Consider the following 15,546-nt stretch of genomic DNA (forward strand, 5'->3'; position numbering starts at 1 on the left):
GGGCCGCATCCAGCACTCCGCCAGGACACGCAGCCAACGCCCGACCCCCCGAGGCCGACTCGCTCTCGCTCATGATCGGGCAACCTGGCGAACGTTCCCCCGCTCATACCGGCCCGACATCCATCCACAGAGAGGTGCGAATCACCATAAACTGGGAAAAGCACTCCATGGATGATCGAGGGCAGCGTGTCGGCCAACGGTATGGCATCGAGCTCATACCCGCTCAGCGCCGCGGGTGTCGGCGAAGCGCCCGAGCTCGAAGACGCGCTGGTGAGGGCCGTGGTCCATGCCGTGGAGGTCACGGGAGCACATACCGGAAGCGTGTTCCTGCTCTCCGGCGACCATCGCTCGCTCGTCGTGGCCGCGTCCTGCGGGACACCGCCCTCCCTGCTCAGCGGGTGGCGTCGGATCCCGGTCAACAGCCGTATGCCGGTGGCGGAGGCGTGCCGCTCCGGGCGCATGGTCCACCTGGCCGGCGCGGAGGAGACGATGCGCCGCTTCCCCCAGCTCTCGATCGCCCTGCCCTACCCGTTCGGCTCTGCATCGGTCCCCGTACGGGCTGGCGAGCGGACCTTCGGCGCCATCGCCGTGGTGTGGACGCCCAGGCCGGACGGGACAGGACTGTCGAGGGCGCAGCGCGGGCAGTTGCGCTCCGCCGCCGACCGGCTGGGCACCGCCCTCGCCGGACTGCGGGCCCGCGGCACGCTCGGTGAGTACGACGAGCGGACGCCTCCGGTACTGGTCGCGCTGCCGTCCGCTCCGGCGATCCGGGTGGGCCTGTTCGACTGGAACCTCGACACCGGAGCCCTCACTGCCGACGACGAGCTGTGCGCGATCTTCGGGATTGCGCCCCGCGCGTTCGACGGTCGGGCGGCGACACTGGCGGCCTGCATCGAGCCGGCGGATCTGCCCGGTTTTGGGTCCGCCGCCCGCGCCGCGGTCGAGGAGGGACACCTACTGGCCCACCGCCTACGCATCCTGGACGGCCGTGGCGGACACCGCGTCGTCGAGCTGTGGGGCCGGGTACCGGAGAGCCCCGACGGCTCGGAGGCCTCTTGCCACCTGGTCGGCGCCGTGCTGGACACCGGGAGCGGCATGGCCGCCGTGGCGGCGATCGAGCGGCTCGCGGACGGTTTCTTCGCGCTCTCTCCCGACGGACGCCTCGCCTACGCCAACCACAGCCTGGAGGATCTGCTGCGGGTCCGCCAGGACGAACTGCTCGGCCGGCGCCCCTGGGACATCCTGCCCTGGCTGGCCGATTCCGTGTACGAGGACCGCTACCGGGCCGCCGCCGTCTCCCAGCAACCGGTCTCCTTCCTGGTCCGCCGCCCACCGGACGAGTGGCTGGTCTTCTCCCTCCACCCGGGCGCCCAGGGCATGACGGGATGGGCCTCACGAGTGCGGCAGCCCGTACCGGCCGGCACCGTACCCGGTGCACCAGTCACCGAGGAGGGGCCGCCCATCTCCTCGGCGCCTGTGCCCGCGGCCCCCCGCGTGGGTTCCCTCTACCGGGTGCTCACGCTGGGCAGCGCCCTCACCGAGGCGGCCACCGCGGTCGAGGTGTTCGATGCCGTCGCCGACCAGTTGCTGCCGGCCTTCGGCGGCCAGAAGCTGGTGATCGCCGTGGTGGAGGAACAGCGCCTGCACCTGCTCGCTCAGCGCGGCTACTCGAAACGCTTTCTCGCCCGGTTCGAAGGCACCCCGCTGCACGCCCGGCTGCCCGTGACGGACGCGCTGACCTCCGGCGTCCCGCTGTTCATCGAGTCCCGGGAGCAGCTCCACGAGAGCTACCCCGGGCTCATGGTGGGGCACACCAACTCCTGGGCGTTCCTTCCGCTGATCGCCTCGAACCACCCGGTCGGCGCCTGCATCCTCGGCTTCGACGACATCCACCGGTTCCCCGACGAAGAGCGCGGAGTCCTCACCGCGCTGGGCGGCCTGATCGGCCAGGCGCTGGAACGCGCCAGACTCTACGACGCCGAATTCGCCCTCGCCCGCGGCCTGCAGGACGCACTGCTGCCGCACCGGCTGCCCACGGTGCCGGGGCTGCACGTCACCGGGCGTTATCTTCCGGGCACCAGGGGGATGGACATCGGCGGCGACTGGTACGACGTCATCCCCACGGGCGACGAAGTCGCACTGATCGTCGGGGACGTCGAGGGGCACAACGTCCCCGCCGCGGCCGCCATGGGCCAACTGCGCAGCGCCATGCGGGCATTCGTCGCCGCCGGCCACCGACCGAGCGATGTCGCCGCCGGCACCAACCGGCTCCACATGGACCTCGACCCGGTGCTCCTCGCCAGTTGCTGCTACGCCCAATTCCATCCCCGCTCGGGGATCGTGCGCATCGTCCGCGCGGGCCATCTCCCGCCTCTGCTGCGCCTGCCCGACGGGCACACCGAGATCCTGGATGTGCCCGGCGGCCCACTGCTCGGCATCGACGCGACGGCACGTTTTCCGGAGACGGAGCTGCGTCTCGCTCCCGGGTCGGTCCTGGCCCTCTATACGGACGGGTTGATCGAGAGGCGCGACTCGGACATCGGCTCCGACATCGAGCGGCTCCGGGGGGCGCTGGCCCGGCTTGGCGGGGGCCGCCTGGACGATCTGGCCGACGGGCTGCTGCGGGACGTCTGCCACGCCTCCCCCGACCGGGCGGATGACATCGCGCTCCTGCTCACCGAGTACGCCCCGCCACGTTGACCAGTCCCTGCCGCCACTGTCACGTGCCCCAGATCTTCCGGTACGCCTCCCGGTATCCCGCCGGATCCCAGGTCGTGGCCCCGCGGCTGTTGTCGGCCGTGCTGATGTGGACGGGGGCCACATACCCGCTTGCCGGCCGGCGGGAGAAGGCGCGGTTGAACTCGTCGACGATCTGCCAGCCCTGCAGGGACAGCGGCTCCGGCACGGTGGCCGCCTGGTACTGCTTGCTGTTGATGCGCTGGAAGGCGGAGGGGTCGCCGTCGCCGGCGCCGATGTTGAAGGGCGGGCCGGAACCCTGCTTGCCGGCCGCGCGGAACGCCGGGGCGGCATCGGCGAAGTACAGGTCGTTGATGGCGACGGAGTGGGTCCATCTCCCCTGGAAGCGGGAGAGCAGTGAGGAGATCTCCCGGGGCGTGCGGCTGCCGGCATCCGGGATAGGGATGTTCTCGTACGCCAGCAGCTTCACCCCCGCGCAGGTGGCCAGCTCCTTCCTGATCAGGTCGGACTTGTACTTGGCGAAGGGGATCGAGGCATCGGTGAAGACCACGGCCCCGGCTGTGCCGTCGGAGCTCGAGATGACCCACTGCGCACTGGCTCTGGCCACGTCCTCGACTTTGGTGGTGACGTTGGTGAAGAGCCTGGAGCGCCGGCTGGGGCCGGGGGAAGCGACCGCGTGCCAGCCGATGAGCGGGATGCCTGCCGCGTTCGCACGCGCCACCTGCTGTGAGGTCGAGCTCGGGTCGAAGCCCCCGATGACGATGCCCGAGGGTCTGACGTCCACGGCCTCGCTCATCGCCGCCTGGATGCCGGCGGGGGTGCCGCCACCGTCGATCACCCGGGCGTGCCAGCCGATGACGCGCGCGGCTTCGCGCACGCTGTCCGCGGCGCCCGCGACTCCGGGGTTGGTCATGGTCTGGGCGACGTAGACGATGGTCTTGCCGGCCACCGCGGCGGGACCGCCGGTCGGTCCGTTCCAGGGGATGTCGGTCCGCTCCGCCCGGCTGACGGCGGCCTGGGCCCTGGTCTGGGCCGCGGGGCAGCCGCTCGGACCCGAGGTGGAGTGCGCCGGGCCGCTCGACGAGCCGCGCTCACAGCCGGCCAGCACGAAGACCACGACCACCAGGGCGGTGGCAGTGGACCGCGCGTTGCGGACGGTGGGGGCGTTGCGGTTGCGGTGCACGGAAGCTCCTTGCGGAGGATGCCGCCCGGGCACTCTGGCGGTGCCCACGGCGTGGGTCATGGAGGGCTGCCCGACGTGGTGTCGTCCTGTGTCACGGCGGGCGAATCGCGGGCGCCGGCCGCGCCGGTGCGCAGTCGGCGGCGAGCGGAGTAGCCGGCCAGTCCGACGGCGAGGAGCAGGGTGCCGCCGTAGAACAACGGGACCGTCCAGAAATCGCCGCCCATCTGGGCGATGCCGGTGAGGCCGACGGCGAGGACGGCGACGGCGACGAGGGTGCCCAGGGCGTTGGGGCGGCCGGGTTTGATGGCGGTGGAGCCGAGGAGGGCCCCGACGAACGCGGGCAGCAGGTAGTCGAGGCCGACGCTGGGATTGCCGATCTGCTGCTGGGCCGCGAGCAGCACTCCGTCGAAGCCGACGATCAGTCCCGACGCGGCGAATGCGTAGACGGTGTACTTGCGGGTCGGGATGCCGACCAGGTCGGCGGCGCGCGGGTTCGACCCGACGACGTACAGGTACCTGCCGAGGGGCAGCCGCTCCAGAACCACCCACAGGGCGACCGCGAGCGCGAGGACGTAAAAGGCGGGAATCGGCAGGCCGAGGAAGGTCGAGTCGTAGATGTCGGTGAAGGCGGCCGGGAGGCCTTGCGGGCCGGGGACGATCCGGCCGCCGCCGGTGACCCATCCGGTCACCGCGTACATCATGCTGCCGGTTCCGAGCGTGGCGATGAACGAGTCGATCCGTCCGAATTCGACGACGACACCGTTGAGGACGCCCACGACACCCCCTCCGGCGATCACCGTGAGGCAGGCGAGCGGCCAGGGCCACCCGTCGACCACGACGAGCTGCATCACCATGACGTGCGCCAGGCCGAGACCGTAGCCGATGGAGAGGTCGAACGCGCCGGTCACGATGGGGACCATCGCGGCGAGTGCGAGGACGGCCGGGATCGACTGGTTGGACAGGATCGAGTCGACGGTGTCCCGGGTGGGAAAGGTACGCGGCAGGGTGAGGGAGAAGATCAGGAAAAGCAGGGCGGTGAGGGTCAGGAGGCCGTAGGCGCCGATGAGTTGCCCGCTCCGGCCGCGCAGTCGGGCGAGTCGCCTCGGTGGGCCCGAGCGACGCGGCCGTGCCGGGGGCCCAGCCGGAGAGGGGGAGCCGGTCACGGATTCGCCGAGGTTCCGGAGGAGGGCAGGGCCGAAGCCGCCCGCGTGAGCTCGGTGACCGTGAGAGCCGGGCCGGTCAGCTCGGCCGTCACGGATCCGCGGACGAAGACCAGGGCGCGTCGGCACACGCCCGCGACCTCCTCGAAGTCGCTGGAGATGAGGAGGACCGCCAGGCCGGCGGCGAGCGCCTCGTCGAGCAGGCGGTGGATCGCGGCTTTGGCACCGACGTCCACGCTCGCCGTCGGTTCCTCGAGGATCAGCAGGCGCAGGGCCGGCCGCAGCCACCGGCCGATCATGACCTTCTGCTGGTTCCCCCCGGACAGGGTGGCGATGTCGGCCTCGCTGTCGCGGGGACGCACCGAGAACCGTTCGATCAAGGTGTCGGCCTCGGCGCGTTCGCGGCGGGGGCTGATCCAGCACAGCGCCGACTTGCCTCCCGCCCGGGGGTTGGCCAGGAGGTTCTCCCGTACGGTCAGCTCGGCGAGGCAGCCCTCCCGCTGTCTGTCACCGGGTACGAGGGCGACACCCCGTCCGACGGCGTCCGCGACCGTACGGGGACGGTACGGGCGACCGCCGAGAAGAGTCCGTCCACCGAGGAGGGGACGGGCGCCCGCGAGGGCTCGGGCGAGGCCGATGTGTCCGGCGCCCGTGAGGCCGACCAGGCCGAGGACTTCCCCCCGCCTGAGCTCCAGACTGACCGGTCCCGCGTCGGGGGTGCGCACCCCGTCCAGGGTCAGGACGGCCGGGCCGCCAGCCGGGGTGGTGGCGGGGCGGTGATCGGTCGGCCCCTCGCCGGTGATGGCGCGCACCAGGGTGGCAGGAGTGTGGGTCGCCGGCGAGCCGTGGCTGACCAGGCGTCCGTCGCGCAGCACGGCGAAGGTGTCGGCGACCTCGTACACCTCGTCCAGGCGATGGCTGACGTAGAGGATGCCGTGCCCCCGGTCGCGCAGGGTGTGCAGCACCCGGAACAGCCGGGTGCAGTCCGCGGCGGGCAGGCGGGCGGTCGGCTCGTCGAGGACGATGAGTTCCGCCCGTGCCGCCAGGGCTCGTGCGACGGCGACGAGCGAACGCTCGGCCGGGGCGAGGCGGGAGATCGGCGTGTCGGGGTCGAGATGGCCGGCGACGACCCGCAGGGCCTCGGCGCAGTGTTCTCGGGTGAGCCGCCAGGAGATCAGTCCGGCGCGGCGCGGATAGCCGGTGCTCAGAGCGATGTTCTCGGCCACCGTCATCCACTCCACCAGGCCGAGATCCTGATGGATGAAGGACATGTGCCGGGAAGCGGCGTGACTCCCGAGCGGGTGCCCGGCCACGGTGACCTGCCCCGAGTCGGCGTGGTGGACGCCGGCGAGCACCTTGATGAGCGTGGACTTCCCGGCTCCGTTGGGACCGAGGAGGGCGAGGACGCTGCCGGCGTGGATGTCGAGGTCGACCCCGGCGAGCGCGAGGGTTCCCCCGAAGCGCTTGGCAAGTCCGCGGACACGGACCAGAGGTTCCGCCCCGAAGGGCGGGACCGCGTACGCAGAGGTGTCGTGGGCCTCGTGCACGGACATCTCCGGGGTTGGACCTGGCGGGCTCTTCCCGATGTGCATCAGTGATATTAGCCGTACATATAGCGCATTTCCGGCATCCTGCCACTGTCTGTGACCCTGACGGAGCAGTGCATCGCCTGGGTCGGCGCCTCAGGCCGCCTCGATCCCGCATTCGGCCCAGATGACCTTGCCCTGCTGGGTGTAGCGCGTGCCCCAGCTCTGCGTCAGCTGCGCGACGAGGAACAGGCCGCGGCCGCCCTCGTCGGTGCCGGCCGCTCGGCGCAGATGCGGGGCGGTGTTGCTGGTGTCGGAGACCTCGCAGATCAGGGTGCGGTCGTGGAGCAGCCGTACCCGGATGGGCCCTGCGCCGTGCCGGATGGCGTTCGTGACCAGCTCGCTGAGCACCAGTTCGGCGGCGAACGCGGCCTCGTCGAGTCCCCAGTCGGCCAGCTGCCGGGTGGCGGAGGCGCGGACCTCGCTGACCAGGGCCGGATCCGCGGGCAGGTCCCAGGTGGCTATCCGCTGGGGGTCCAGGGCGTGGGTCCGGGCGACGAGCAGGGCAATGTCGTCGCAGGGATGGGCGGGGGCTACGGAGTCGAGTATCGCCTCGCAGGTCTCGTCGGGCGTGCCGTCCGCTCGGGCCAGGGTGGCGCGCAGCTGATCGAGGACCACGTCGACGTCGCGGTGACGGTCCTCGATGAGCCCGTCGGTGTAGAGGACCAGCTGGCTGTTCTCAGGGAGGTCGAGCTCGGCGGATTCGAACGGCAGACCGCCGAGGCCGAGCGGGGGTCCGGCGGGCAGGTCGGGGAACCACACGGTGCCGTCGGGGCGGACCAGAGCGGGCGGGGGATGGGCGGCGCGGGCCATGGTGCACCGCTGTGTGGTCGGGTCGTAGATGGCGTAGAGACAGGTCGCGCCGATGATGCCCGCGTCCACGGCACCGGGGTCCTCCCGGTCCAGGCGTCCCACGAGTTTGTCGAGGTGGGTGAGGACCTCGTCCGGGGGGAAGTCGAGTTCGGCGAAACTGCGGGCGGCCGTGCGCAGCCGCCCCATGGTGGCGGCGGAGAGCATGCCGTGGCCGACGACGTCGCCGACGAAGAGCCCGATGCGGCTGCCGGACAGGGGTATGACGTCGTACCAGTCACCTCCCACGTCGGATTCTGCGGGAAGGTAGCGATGGGCGACCTCGACGGCGTCCTGGTCCGGCACTCCGTGCGGGAGCAGGCTGCGCTGCAGGGCCAGGACCATGGCACGTTCGCGCGTGTAGCGCCGGGCGTTGTCGATGGACAGTGCGGCACGGGCGGCCAGTTCCTGGGCCAGCGACCGGTCGTCGTCCCCGAACGCCGGCGAGTCCTGCGCGCGGTAGAAGCCGGCCACGCCCAGGACTGCGCCGCGGGCCACCAGGGGCGCCGCGATGAGAGAGTGGACGTGGCTCAGCAGCTGTGCGGAGTGCTCAGGCTCCTGCGCGAACCAGCCCGCGGCAGTCTTCAGGTCCGGTTCAAGCACTGCCTGGCCGCTCGTCAGACACCGCGACTGCGGCATTGACGGACCGTAGTCGACCTGCTTGCCGACCGGGTGGAAGGGACAGTCGTCATGGATGCCGTGGACCACCGTACGGCGTAGGTCACTGCGGGGATCGGCGGCCTCCTCGCCGCGGAGCACGGCTTCCGGCAGATCGATGGTGACGAAGTCGGCCAGTTGCGGCACGGCCGACTCGGCGAGCTCCCGGGCGGTTCTGCGCACATCCAGGGTGGTGCCTATGCGGACGCCGGCCTCGGACAACAATTCCAGGCGGCGGCGCGCGGCCAGGGCGTAGGTCCCCACGTGCGGCTCCCCCACCATCATGAGCCCTCTCGCCGGGGGCGGGGAGTCGGAGTGCTCGTCCGTCGTGCCGTCGCCGGCCGTGACGCGCTCGACGCCCACGGCGAGGCCCTGCTCCGTGCCGGGAAGATATTCCGACGGCGGTGTGACGTGGAGCCGCCCGGCCGCCACGTCGGGAACGGCCCCGGACAACGTGAGGGGGGTGGCGACGGCAAGCTCGGCAGGGAGGCCCAGCGGCTCGTGGACCGGATGTGGGGAGGCGAGGGGCTCGCGCGGTGAGGGACCGGGGACAACGGCCTCGATGGCGAAGCCCTCCACTCCGGAGGCACTCGTCATCGGCCGGCTCACGAGCGTGACCCGACGGCCGTCGGACAGGGGCACGTCGACACAGGCCCGCTGCGCGCAGGCGATCAGCTCGGCGGCCTTCTCCATGAGGATCGCCCGGTCGCGGGGGCTCATCTCCACGGCCAGTTCCGGCACCCCTGTGCGGTGCCGAAAACCTGCGGCGGCCTCGGCTCCGCTGTCCAGGTACGCCCGCAGCAGAGCGCGCTCACGCGAGGAACTCTGCCCCAGCAGCCGCCGCTCGATGGTCTCGGCCGCCTTGCGTATCACGGTGTCCAGCGCCGGGTCCTCGGCGCTGCGCGGATAGCCGAAGCACAGGACGCCCTCGATGCGGCCGCTGAGCGGGTCGCGGACGGGAAGCGCGCGGCAGGCACTGCCCTGGGAGCGCTCGGCGAAGTGCTCGGCACCGTAGACCCGGATGGGTTGGCGCTCGGCCAGGGCGAGACCGATGCCGTTGGTGCCTGCGACATTCTCGGCGAACACGAACCCGGGGACACTCTGGATGGCCGGGAGAAGTCTGGCCAGCGACGCTTCTCCGAAACGGCGCAGGAGAACCGTCCCGCTCGCATCGGCGACGGAGATGTTCATGGCGCTGCCGGCGAACTTGGCCTGCAGCCGGTCGAGCACCGGAACGGCCGCGCGGACGATCCGCCCGTCCGGTTCGAAGTCCTCCCGGAAGGGAAGGTCGGACTGGTCCGGCGACAGCCCCAGGGTCCGGCAGCGCCGCCAGGAATCCAGGATCGACGTGCGCACACCCGTCTCGACCGGCTCACCCTGCAGGAACCGCTCACGGAAACTGGCGGGCCCCGTGCCGCCTGGCGCACGCCCCGTCGGTATCGGATCTTCGCCGGCCCGAACCACGCTCCGCCTCACTCGCGCCTTCGACAGTCAACCCTTCCGAAATGTCTGATATGGACGAGGATACGGGCATTGGAGGCGCGAGTCACCGTTCCCAAGGCCCCTCACACACGGTGACCGGACCGGATCGGTGTCACAGGACCGCGACCGGGCTGACGGGCGAGCCCGTCCCGCCCGGGACGTTCAGCGGCGCGACGACGAGCATGAAGTCGTAGCGCTCCGCCGTCGCGGTCGCGGCGGACAGCGCTTCCAGGTCCAGGTTGTCCAGCAGCGGCACCCCCATCGCGGCCACAGCCAGGGCGTGGACCGGCGAGTGCACGCCCTCCACGGGTGAGGGCCGTACGTCACTGTCGCCGTCTCCCCCGAGCAGCGCGATGCCACGCTCGGCAAGCAGCGGCAGGGCGTCCACATGAAAGCCCGCGCTGGCCGTGTCGAGGTCCCAGGCGCCGAGTTCCTCGCGGCGCCGGACGTGTCCGGAGCGCAGCAGTACCGCGTCGCCCTCGCCGATCGTCACATCGAGCGCCTTCTCCACAACGACGATGTCCTTGGCGCGCACCGCTCGCCCCGGCTCCAACCAGCGGATCCCGAGGACGGCGGGCAGGTCGAGGAGCACTCCCCTCGTGACTAGGGACCCGAGCGTCGACACCGCGCCGAAGCGGGCGCCCGCGGCATCGACGACCTCGTGTGCCGTGCGGCCGTCGTAGAGCTGACCCCGATAGGCGATGTGGCACAGCGCGTCGAGATGGGTGATGCCCTTGCCGTGGTAGTCGGCGGCGATGAAGTCCTTGTGGGTGGAGGGTTCCGGCGCCTCCACGTCACCGAGGTCGGTCATGTGGTGCAGGGCGGGCTTGCGGTTGCCGGGGCCGGGCCGGGTGTTCCACGGCAGCGCCAGCGGGACGACCGTCCCGGTCCGCACGCGCGCTGCGGCCCGCCGTACATGGTCCGCGGTGACCCGGTTCCAGGTACCGCGGTCGGCCGGGGACCAGCGACCCCATGTGCGAACCGCCTCGAAGAGTGCGTCGAACTCCCGACGGGAGACGGCGGGCCCATTGCCGACGCCGGTCGGCGGGGGATTCGCGGCATCGGCGGAACTCGGACTCATCTGTACTCACCGCTCCCAGGCTGGAACGGCTCCGACGGCAGGACGTCACCGGACGCGACACGGATCGGGCTTAGCGGGTGTGCGCCCGGCTGACGCCGTGACACGGAGAAGCACCGTCCTCGTGATCGGAAAACCAGCTTCGCACATTCACACGGCCCGTTCACCGAGGTGGGCTCCGGCACGGAGGAAATGAGTCGCCCAGGGACCGAGGTTGCAGTCAGGAGCCCGAAAGAAACGAGAAACGTACCTTCCGCTCCGGATTATCCCTGTTCGTGTCCACCAGGCACACCGACTGCCAGGTCCCCAGTTCCAGTTGCCCGTTCACCACCGGCAGGGTGGCGTGCGGGGGCACGATCGCCGGGAGGACGTGGTCGCGGCCGTGGCCGGGGCTGCCGTGGCGGTGCTGCCAGCGGTCGTCGGCGGGGAGCAGGGTGTGGAGGGCGGCCAGGAGGTCGTCGTCACTGCCGGCGCCCGTCTCGATGATCGCGACGCCCGCTGTCGCGTGCGGTACGAAGACGTTGAGGAGACCGTCGCGGCCTGCGGCGGCCTCGCTCAGAAAGGCCTCGCAGTCGCCGGTGAGGTCGACGATCCGCTCCGACGAACCGGAGGAGACGTTCAGGACTCGGGTGGTGAAAGCGTCTGACATGCCCCCATCCTCACCCCTCGCGCCGGATTCACTCGTCCTCACCCGGCCTGCATGGCTCATCCCGCGATACGGCGGGTCCAGTCCGCGAGACGCCATTGACCGTGGACACGCCGACTGGCTAGCTTCGGCCCCATGTTGCGTTCAGCTCTGCTCACCACGCGCGGTCACATCGACCTGCTGCGGGTGGCCTCCGCCGCGTGTCGCCGCGGCTGCTGACGTCCTTCTCTCCCTTTTCCCACCCTCGCTCCACTGACCGGCGCGTGCACTGATCCGTGCCGTCCTGTGCGGTGGCGTCGAGGCGTGCCCCTCACCGTTCGCTCTCCCCCTCCGTGGAGCAACATGAGCATCAGCCATGCCCCGCCCGGCTCTCCCGTACCCGACATCTCGGAAAAGTCCCGCCACGATGTCGCCGAGACCACCCGCCCCGCTTCCGGCCTCGACCTCGATCTCGAACCCATCGTCCCCACCTCCTCCCGCCGCACCCGCGTCCCCCGCTGGCTGCGCCGCACCACGGGCCCGGTCCTGCTGCTGGCGTTGTGGCAACTCCTCAGCAGCACTGGTGTGTTGACCCCCGACGTCCTCGCCTCCCCAGGCCGCATCGCCCAGGTGGCGGGTGATCTGATCGCCGACGGTTCGCTGACCTCGGCGATGACGACCTCCCTCCAACGGGTCGCGGGCGGGCTGCTCCTCGGCACCCTCGTCGGCACCGGACTCGCCCTCGTCTCGGGCCTGTTCCGGGTGGGCGAGGACGTCGTGGACGCACCCGTGCAGATGCTGCGGACCGTGCCGTTCGTCGGTCTGATCCCGCTGTTCATCATCTGGTTCGGCATCGGCGAGGCCCCGAAGATCGCCATCATCACGCTCGGCGTGACCTTTCCGCTCTATCTCAACGTCTACGCGGGCATCCGTGGCGTGGACGCGCAGTTGATCGAGGCCGGCGAGTCTCTCGGGCTCTCGCGGTGGGGGCTCGTGCGTCATGTCATCCTGCCGGGCGCGCTGCCCGGCGCCATGACGGGTCTGCGCTACTCGCTCGGCATCGCCTGGCTCGCGCTCGTCTTCGCCGAGCAGGTCAACGCGGACTCCGGTATCGGCTTCCTGATGGTGCAGGCACGGGACTTCCTGCGCACCGACGTCATCGTGGTCTGCCTGATCGTCTACGCCTTCCTCGGCCTGCTGGCCGACTTCGTCGTCCGCTCCCTCGAAAGGCTGCTGCTGCAATGGCGACCGACGTTCACCGGCCGGTGAGCCCCCAGGTGACCGAGGTGTCCGGAGCCGAGGCACCCCGACCGGCCCAGGCCGTGCGCGTCGAAGGCCTGACCCGCTCCTTCGACGGCCGTGCCGTCATCGACAACCTCCGACTCGATGTCCGGCCGGGCGAGTTCGTGGCCCTGCTGGGCCGCAGCGGCTGCGGCAAGTCCACCCTGCTGCGCATCCTGGCCGGACTCGACCGGGACATCGAGGGCACCGTCCTGGTCCCGCGCCGCAAGGCGGTCGCCTTCCAGGCACCCCGCCTGATGCCCTGGAAGAAGGTGTGGCGCAACGTCCTGCTCGGCCTGCCCGGAAAGCCGGCACGTGCCGTCGCCGACCGGGCCCTGGAGGAGGTCGGCCTGAGCCACCGTGCGGACGCCTGGCCCAAGACCCTGTCCGGCGGCGAGGCCCAACGTGCCTCGCTGGCGCGGGCGTTGGTGCGCGAACCCGATCTCCTGCTGCTGGACGAACCGTTCGGCGCGCTCGACGCGCTCACCCGGATCAAGGCCCAGCGCCTGGTGGGCGAGCTGTGGCAGCGCCGCGGCTGCGCCGTGCTGCTGGTGACGCACGACGTCGAGGAGGCCGTACTGCTCGCCGACCGGGTCCTCGTGATGGACGACGGTGTCATCGCGCACGAGCAGGAGATCGACCTCGCCCGGCCGCGCGACATCACCGACCCCCGGTTCGCGGAGATCCGCGGGCAGCTCCTGGAGCGCCTGGGCGTCGACACGGCCACCGAAGCCGCCTGAACTCCCCTACCCACAAGCCAAGTACCACAGAACGGATCGCCATGCGACGTCGCCTCGCCCCCGCCGCACTGCTCCTCCCCCTCGCCCTCCTGCTCACCGCCTGCGGTGGAAACGCCTCCGCCGGCACCGGCAGCGACACCGACGGCAAGGGCTCCCTCACGCTCAACGTCGGTGACCAGAAGGGCGGTTCGGAGGCGATCCTGCGCGCCGCCGGGGAGCTCGACAACCTCGACTACAAGATCAAGTGGTCGACCTTCACCTCCGGACCGCCGCTCCTGGAGGCCGTCAACGCCAAGGCGGTCGACATCGGCGGGGTCGGCAACACCCCGCCGGTGTTCGCGGCCGGCGCCGACTCGAAGATCACGGTGGTGGCCGCCTGGCACGGCACGTCCAAGGGCGACGCCATCCTCGTACCGAACGGCTCCAAGCTGACCGATCCCGCACAGCTCAAGGGCCGGTCCGTCGCCGTGGCGCAGGGGTCGTCCGCCAACTACCAGCTGGTCGCGTCCCTCAAGAAGGCCGGGCTCAGCCTGTCCGACGTGAAGGTCAAGTATCTCCAGCCGGCCGACGCCCTCGCCGCGTTCACCTCCGGCAAGGTCGACGCCTGGGCGGTCTGGGACCCGTACACCTCACAGATCCTGCAGGCGAAGCAGGGCCGTGTGCTGACCACCGGCGACGGCGTCACCAATGGCCTGACCTTCCAGGTGGCGGCACCGAGTGCACTGAAGGACGGGAAGAAGGCCGCCGCGATCAGGGACTACCTGGAGCGGCTGCGACGCGCCTACAAGTGGGTCTACTCCCATGAGCCGGAGTGGGCGAAGGTCTGGGCCAAGGAGACGGGGCTGCCCGAGGACGTGGCGCTGGCCGCGGTGAAGCGGACGTACACCACCCGGGTCGCGGTCGCCGTGGACCAGCAGCTCATCGCCTCCGAGCAGGAGATCGCCGACACGTTCACCTCGCTGAAGCTGATCCCGAGGAAGGTGGACTTCGGGGACTTCGTGGACACGCGGTTCAACGGCGATCTGCCGGCGTCGACCTCCGCGGTCCGCCCCTCCGAGGGCTGACGCGGGAAGCTGCCGGCACGGGAAGATCCACGACCTCGCCAGGGTTGGTAGAAATGTGAACAACACGCGCGAGGTCGAGGTAGTCGTCGTAGGCGCTGGTCAGGCAGGTCTGTCCAGCGCCTACCACCTGCGCCGCACCGGTTTCGAGCCGGAGCGCGACTTCGTGGTCCTCGACCACTCCCCCGCTCCCGGGGGCGCCTGGCAGTTCCGGTGGCCGTCGCTGACCTACGGCAAGGTCCACGGCATGCACGCGCTGCCGGGGATGGAGCTCACCGGCGCCGATCCTCAGCGGCCGTCGTCGCAGGTGATCGCCGAGTACTTCACGGCGTACGAGCGGGCCTTCGACCTGCGCGTACACCGCCCGGTCGACGTCCGAGCGGTGCGGGAGGGCGGCGCCGGGAGGCTGCTCGTGGAGACTTCCGACGGGGACTGGTCGACGCGGGCGCTCATCAACGCGACCGGCACCTGGGACCGGCCGTTCTGGCCGCGCTATCCCGGCCAGGAGACCTTCCGGGGGCGGCAGTTGCACACCGCGCAGTATCCCGGGCCCGAGGCGTTCGCCGGGCTGCGGGTGGTCGTGGTGGGCGGGGGCGCGTCCGGCACCCAGCACCTCATGGAACTCGCCCCGTACGCGGCCGCCACCACCTGGGTGACCAGGCGCGAACCCGTGTTCCGGGAGGGCCCCTTCACCGAGGACTTCGGCCGGGAGGCCGTGGCGCTCGTCGAGGAGCGGGTACGGCAGGGACTGCCGCCGAAGAGCGTGGTGTCGGTGACCGGACTGCCGCTGAACGACGCTGTCCGGCAGGCGATCACGGACGGGGTCCTGGACCGGCAGCCCATGTTCGACCGGATCACGCCCGAGGGCGTGGCATGGAACGACGGACGGCACGTGGACGCCGACGTGATTCTGTGGGCGACCGGCTTCCGGGCCGCCATCGACCATCTGGCCCCGCTGAAGCTGCGCGAGCCGGGTGGCGGGATCCGGGTCGACGGCACGCGCGCGGTCGCCGACGAGCGGATCCATCTCGTCGGTTACGGCCCGTCGGCGAGCACCATCGGCGCCAACCGGGCGGGCCGTGCGGCCGTACGGGACATCAGGCGGCTCCTGACCGCGGAAGCCGCCGCTGCCTGAGGCTCGGTCGAC

12 protein-coding genes are annotated in these 15,546 nt (G+C 71.2%); 6 read left to right on the plus strand and 6 right to left on the minus strand.

What is annotated here, in order from left to right; translation table 11 throughout:
• Positions 1 to 201: 201 nt before the first annotated feature.
• Positions 202 to 2,700: a SpoIIE family protein phosphatase gene (locus tag ABZT93_RS15790; RefSeq protein WP_356104360.1), complete on the plus strand. Its 2,499-nt coding sequence runs from the start codon at positions 202 to 204 to the stop codon at positions 2,698 to 2,700.
• Positions 2,701 to 2,719: 19 nt separating this feature from the next.
• On the opposite strand, the gene ABZT93_RS15795 is transcribed toward ABZT93_RS15790, so the two are convergent.
• From ABZT93_RS15795 to ABZT93_RS15820, 6 genes are all read right to left on the minus strand, one after another.
• Positions 2,720 to 3,880: a substrate-binding domain-containing protein gene (locus tag ABZT93_RS15795; protein WP_356104363.1), complete on the minus strand. Its 1,161-nt coding sequence runs from the start codon at positions 3,878 to 3,880 to the stop codon at positions 2,720 to 2,722.
• 56 nt (positions 3,881 to 3,936) lie between these two features.
• A complete protein-coding gene (locus tag ABZT93_RS15800) occupies positions 3,937 to 5,043 on the minus strand; it encodes an ABC transporter permease (protein ID WP_356104365.1) in 1,107 nt (368 codons plus the stop codon).
• A complete protein-coding gene (locus tag ABZT93_RS15805; protein WP_356104816.1) occupies positions 5,040 to 6,587 on the minus strand; it encodes a sugar ABC transporter ATP-binding protein in 1,548 nt (515 codons plus the stop codon). The genes ABZT93_RS15800 and ABZT93_RS15805 overlap by 4 nt, the downstream gene beginning before the upstream one ends.
• Before the next feature lie 135 nt (positions 6,588 to 6,722).
• A complete protein-coding gene (locus ABZT93_RS15810; RefSeq protein ID WP_356104368.1) occupies positions 6,723 to 9,596 on the minus strand; it encodes a SpoIIE family protein phosphatase in 2,874 nt (957 codons plus the stop codon).
• A 130-nt stretch (positions 9,597 to 9,726) separates the two neighbouring features.
• The gene (locus tag ABZT93_RS15815) at positions 9,727 to 10,695 is read right to left on the minus strand and encodes a cyclase family protein (RefSeq protein WP_356104371.1); all 969 of its coding nucleotides are present in this window, start codon (positions 10,693 to 10,695) and stop codon (positions 9,727 to 9,729) included.
• A gap of 217 nt (positions 10,696 to 10,912) precedes the next feature.
• Complete coding sequence (locus tag ABZT93_RS15820) at positions 10,913 to 11,341, minus strand: secondary thiamine-phosphate synthase enzyme YjbQ (protein WP_356104374.1); 429 nt, start codon at positions 11,339 to 11,341, stop codon at positions 10,913 to 10,915.
• A 132-nt stretch (positions 11,342 to 11,473) separates the two neighbouring features.
• Between ABZT93_RS15820 and ABZT93_RS15825 the strand changes: the two genes are divergently transcribed.
• The 5 genes from ABZT93_RS15825 (at position 11,474) to ABZT93_RS15845 (ending at position 15,534) form a co-directional block, all read left to right on the plus strand.
• The gene (locus ABZT93_RS15825) at positions 11,474 to 11,557 is read left to right on the plus strand and encodes a putative leader peptide (RefSeq protein ID WP_349817350.1); all 84 of its coding nucleotides are present in this window, start codon (positions 11,474 to 11,476) and stop codon (positions 11,555 to 11,557) included.
• Positions 11,558 to 11,680: 123 nt separating this feature from the next.
• The gene (locus ABZT93_RS15830) at positions 11,681 to 12,586 is read left to right on the plus strand and encodes an ABC transporter permease (protein WP_356104377.1); all 906 of its coding nucleotides are present in this window, start codon (positions 11,681 to 11,683) and stop codon (positions 12,584 to 12,586) included.
• Positions 12,559 to 13,338 carry an ABC transporter ATP-binding protein gene (locus ABZT93_RS15835; protein WP_356104381.1) on the plus strand — a complete coding sequence of 260 codons (780 nt, stop codon included), beginning with the start codon at positions 12,559 to 12,561 and terminating at the stop codon, positions 13,336 to 13,338. The genes ABZT93_RS15830 and ABZT93_RS15835 overlap by 28 nt, the downstream gene beginning before the upstream one ends.
• 41 nt (positions 13,339 to 13,379) lie before the next feature.
• Positions 13,380 to 14,402 carry an ABC transporter substrate-binding protein gene (locus tag ABZT93_RS15840; RefSeq protein WP_356104384.1) on the plus strand — a complete coding sequence of 341 codons (1,023 nt, stop codon included), beginning with the start codon at positions 13,380 to 13,382 and terminating at the stop codon, positions 14,400 to 14,402.
• Positions 14,403 to 14,457: 55 nt separating this feature from the next.
• The gene (locus ABZT93_RS15845; RefSeq protein WP_356104386.1) at positions 14,458 to 15,534 is read left to right on the plus strand and encodes an NAD(P)-binding domain-containing protein; all 1,077 of its coding nucleotides are present in this window, start codon (positions 14,458 to 14,460) and stop codon (positions 15,532 to 15,534) included.
• The last annotated feature ends 12 nt before the right edge of the window (positions 15,535 to 15,546 follow it).

The organism is Streptomyces sp. NPDC005303 (assembly GCF_040607335.1).
Lineage (GTDB): Bacteria > Actinomycetota > Actinomycetes > Streptomycetales > Streptomycetaceae > Streptomyces.

Coding starts and splice junctions, on each gene's coding strand:
- ABZT93_RS15790 (WP_356104360.1), top strand. CDS start 202: ATGGCATCGAGCTCATACCCGCTCAGCGCCGCGGGTGTCGGCGAAGCG.
- ABZT93_RS15815 (WP_356104371.1), bottom strand. CDS start 10,695: ATGAGTCCGAGTTCCGCCGATGCCGCGAATCCCCCGCCGACCGGCGTC.
- ABZT93_RS15820 (WP_356104374.1), bottom strand. CDS start 11,341: ATGTCAGACGCTTTCACCACCCGAGTCCTGAACGTCTCCTCCGGTTCG.
- ABZT93_RS15825 (WP_349817350.1), top strand. CDS start 11,474: ATGTTGCGTTCAGCTCTGCTCACCACGCGCGGTCACATCGACCTGCTG.
- ABZT93_RS15830 (WP_356104377.1), top strand. CDS start 11,681: ATGAGCATCAGCCATGCCCCGCCCGGCTCTCCCGTACCCGACATCTCG.
- ABZT93_RS15835 (WP_356104381.1), top strand. CDS start 12,559: ATGGCGACCGACGTTCACCGGCCGGTGAGCCCCCAGGTGACCGAGGTG.
- ABZT93_RS15840 (WP_356104384.1), top strand. CDS start 13,380: ATGCGACGTCGCCTCGCCCCCGCCGCACTGCTCCTCCCCCTCGCCCTC.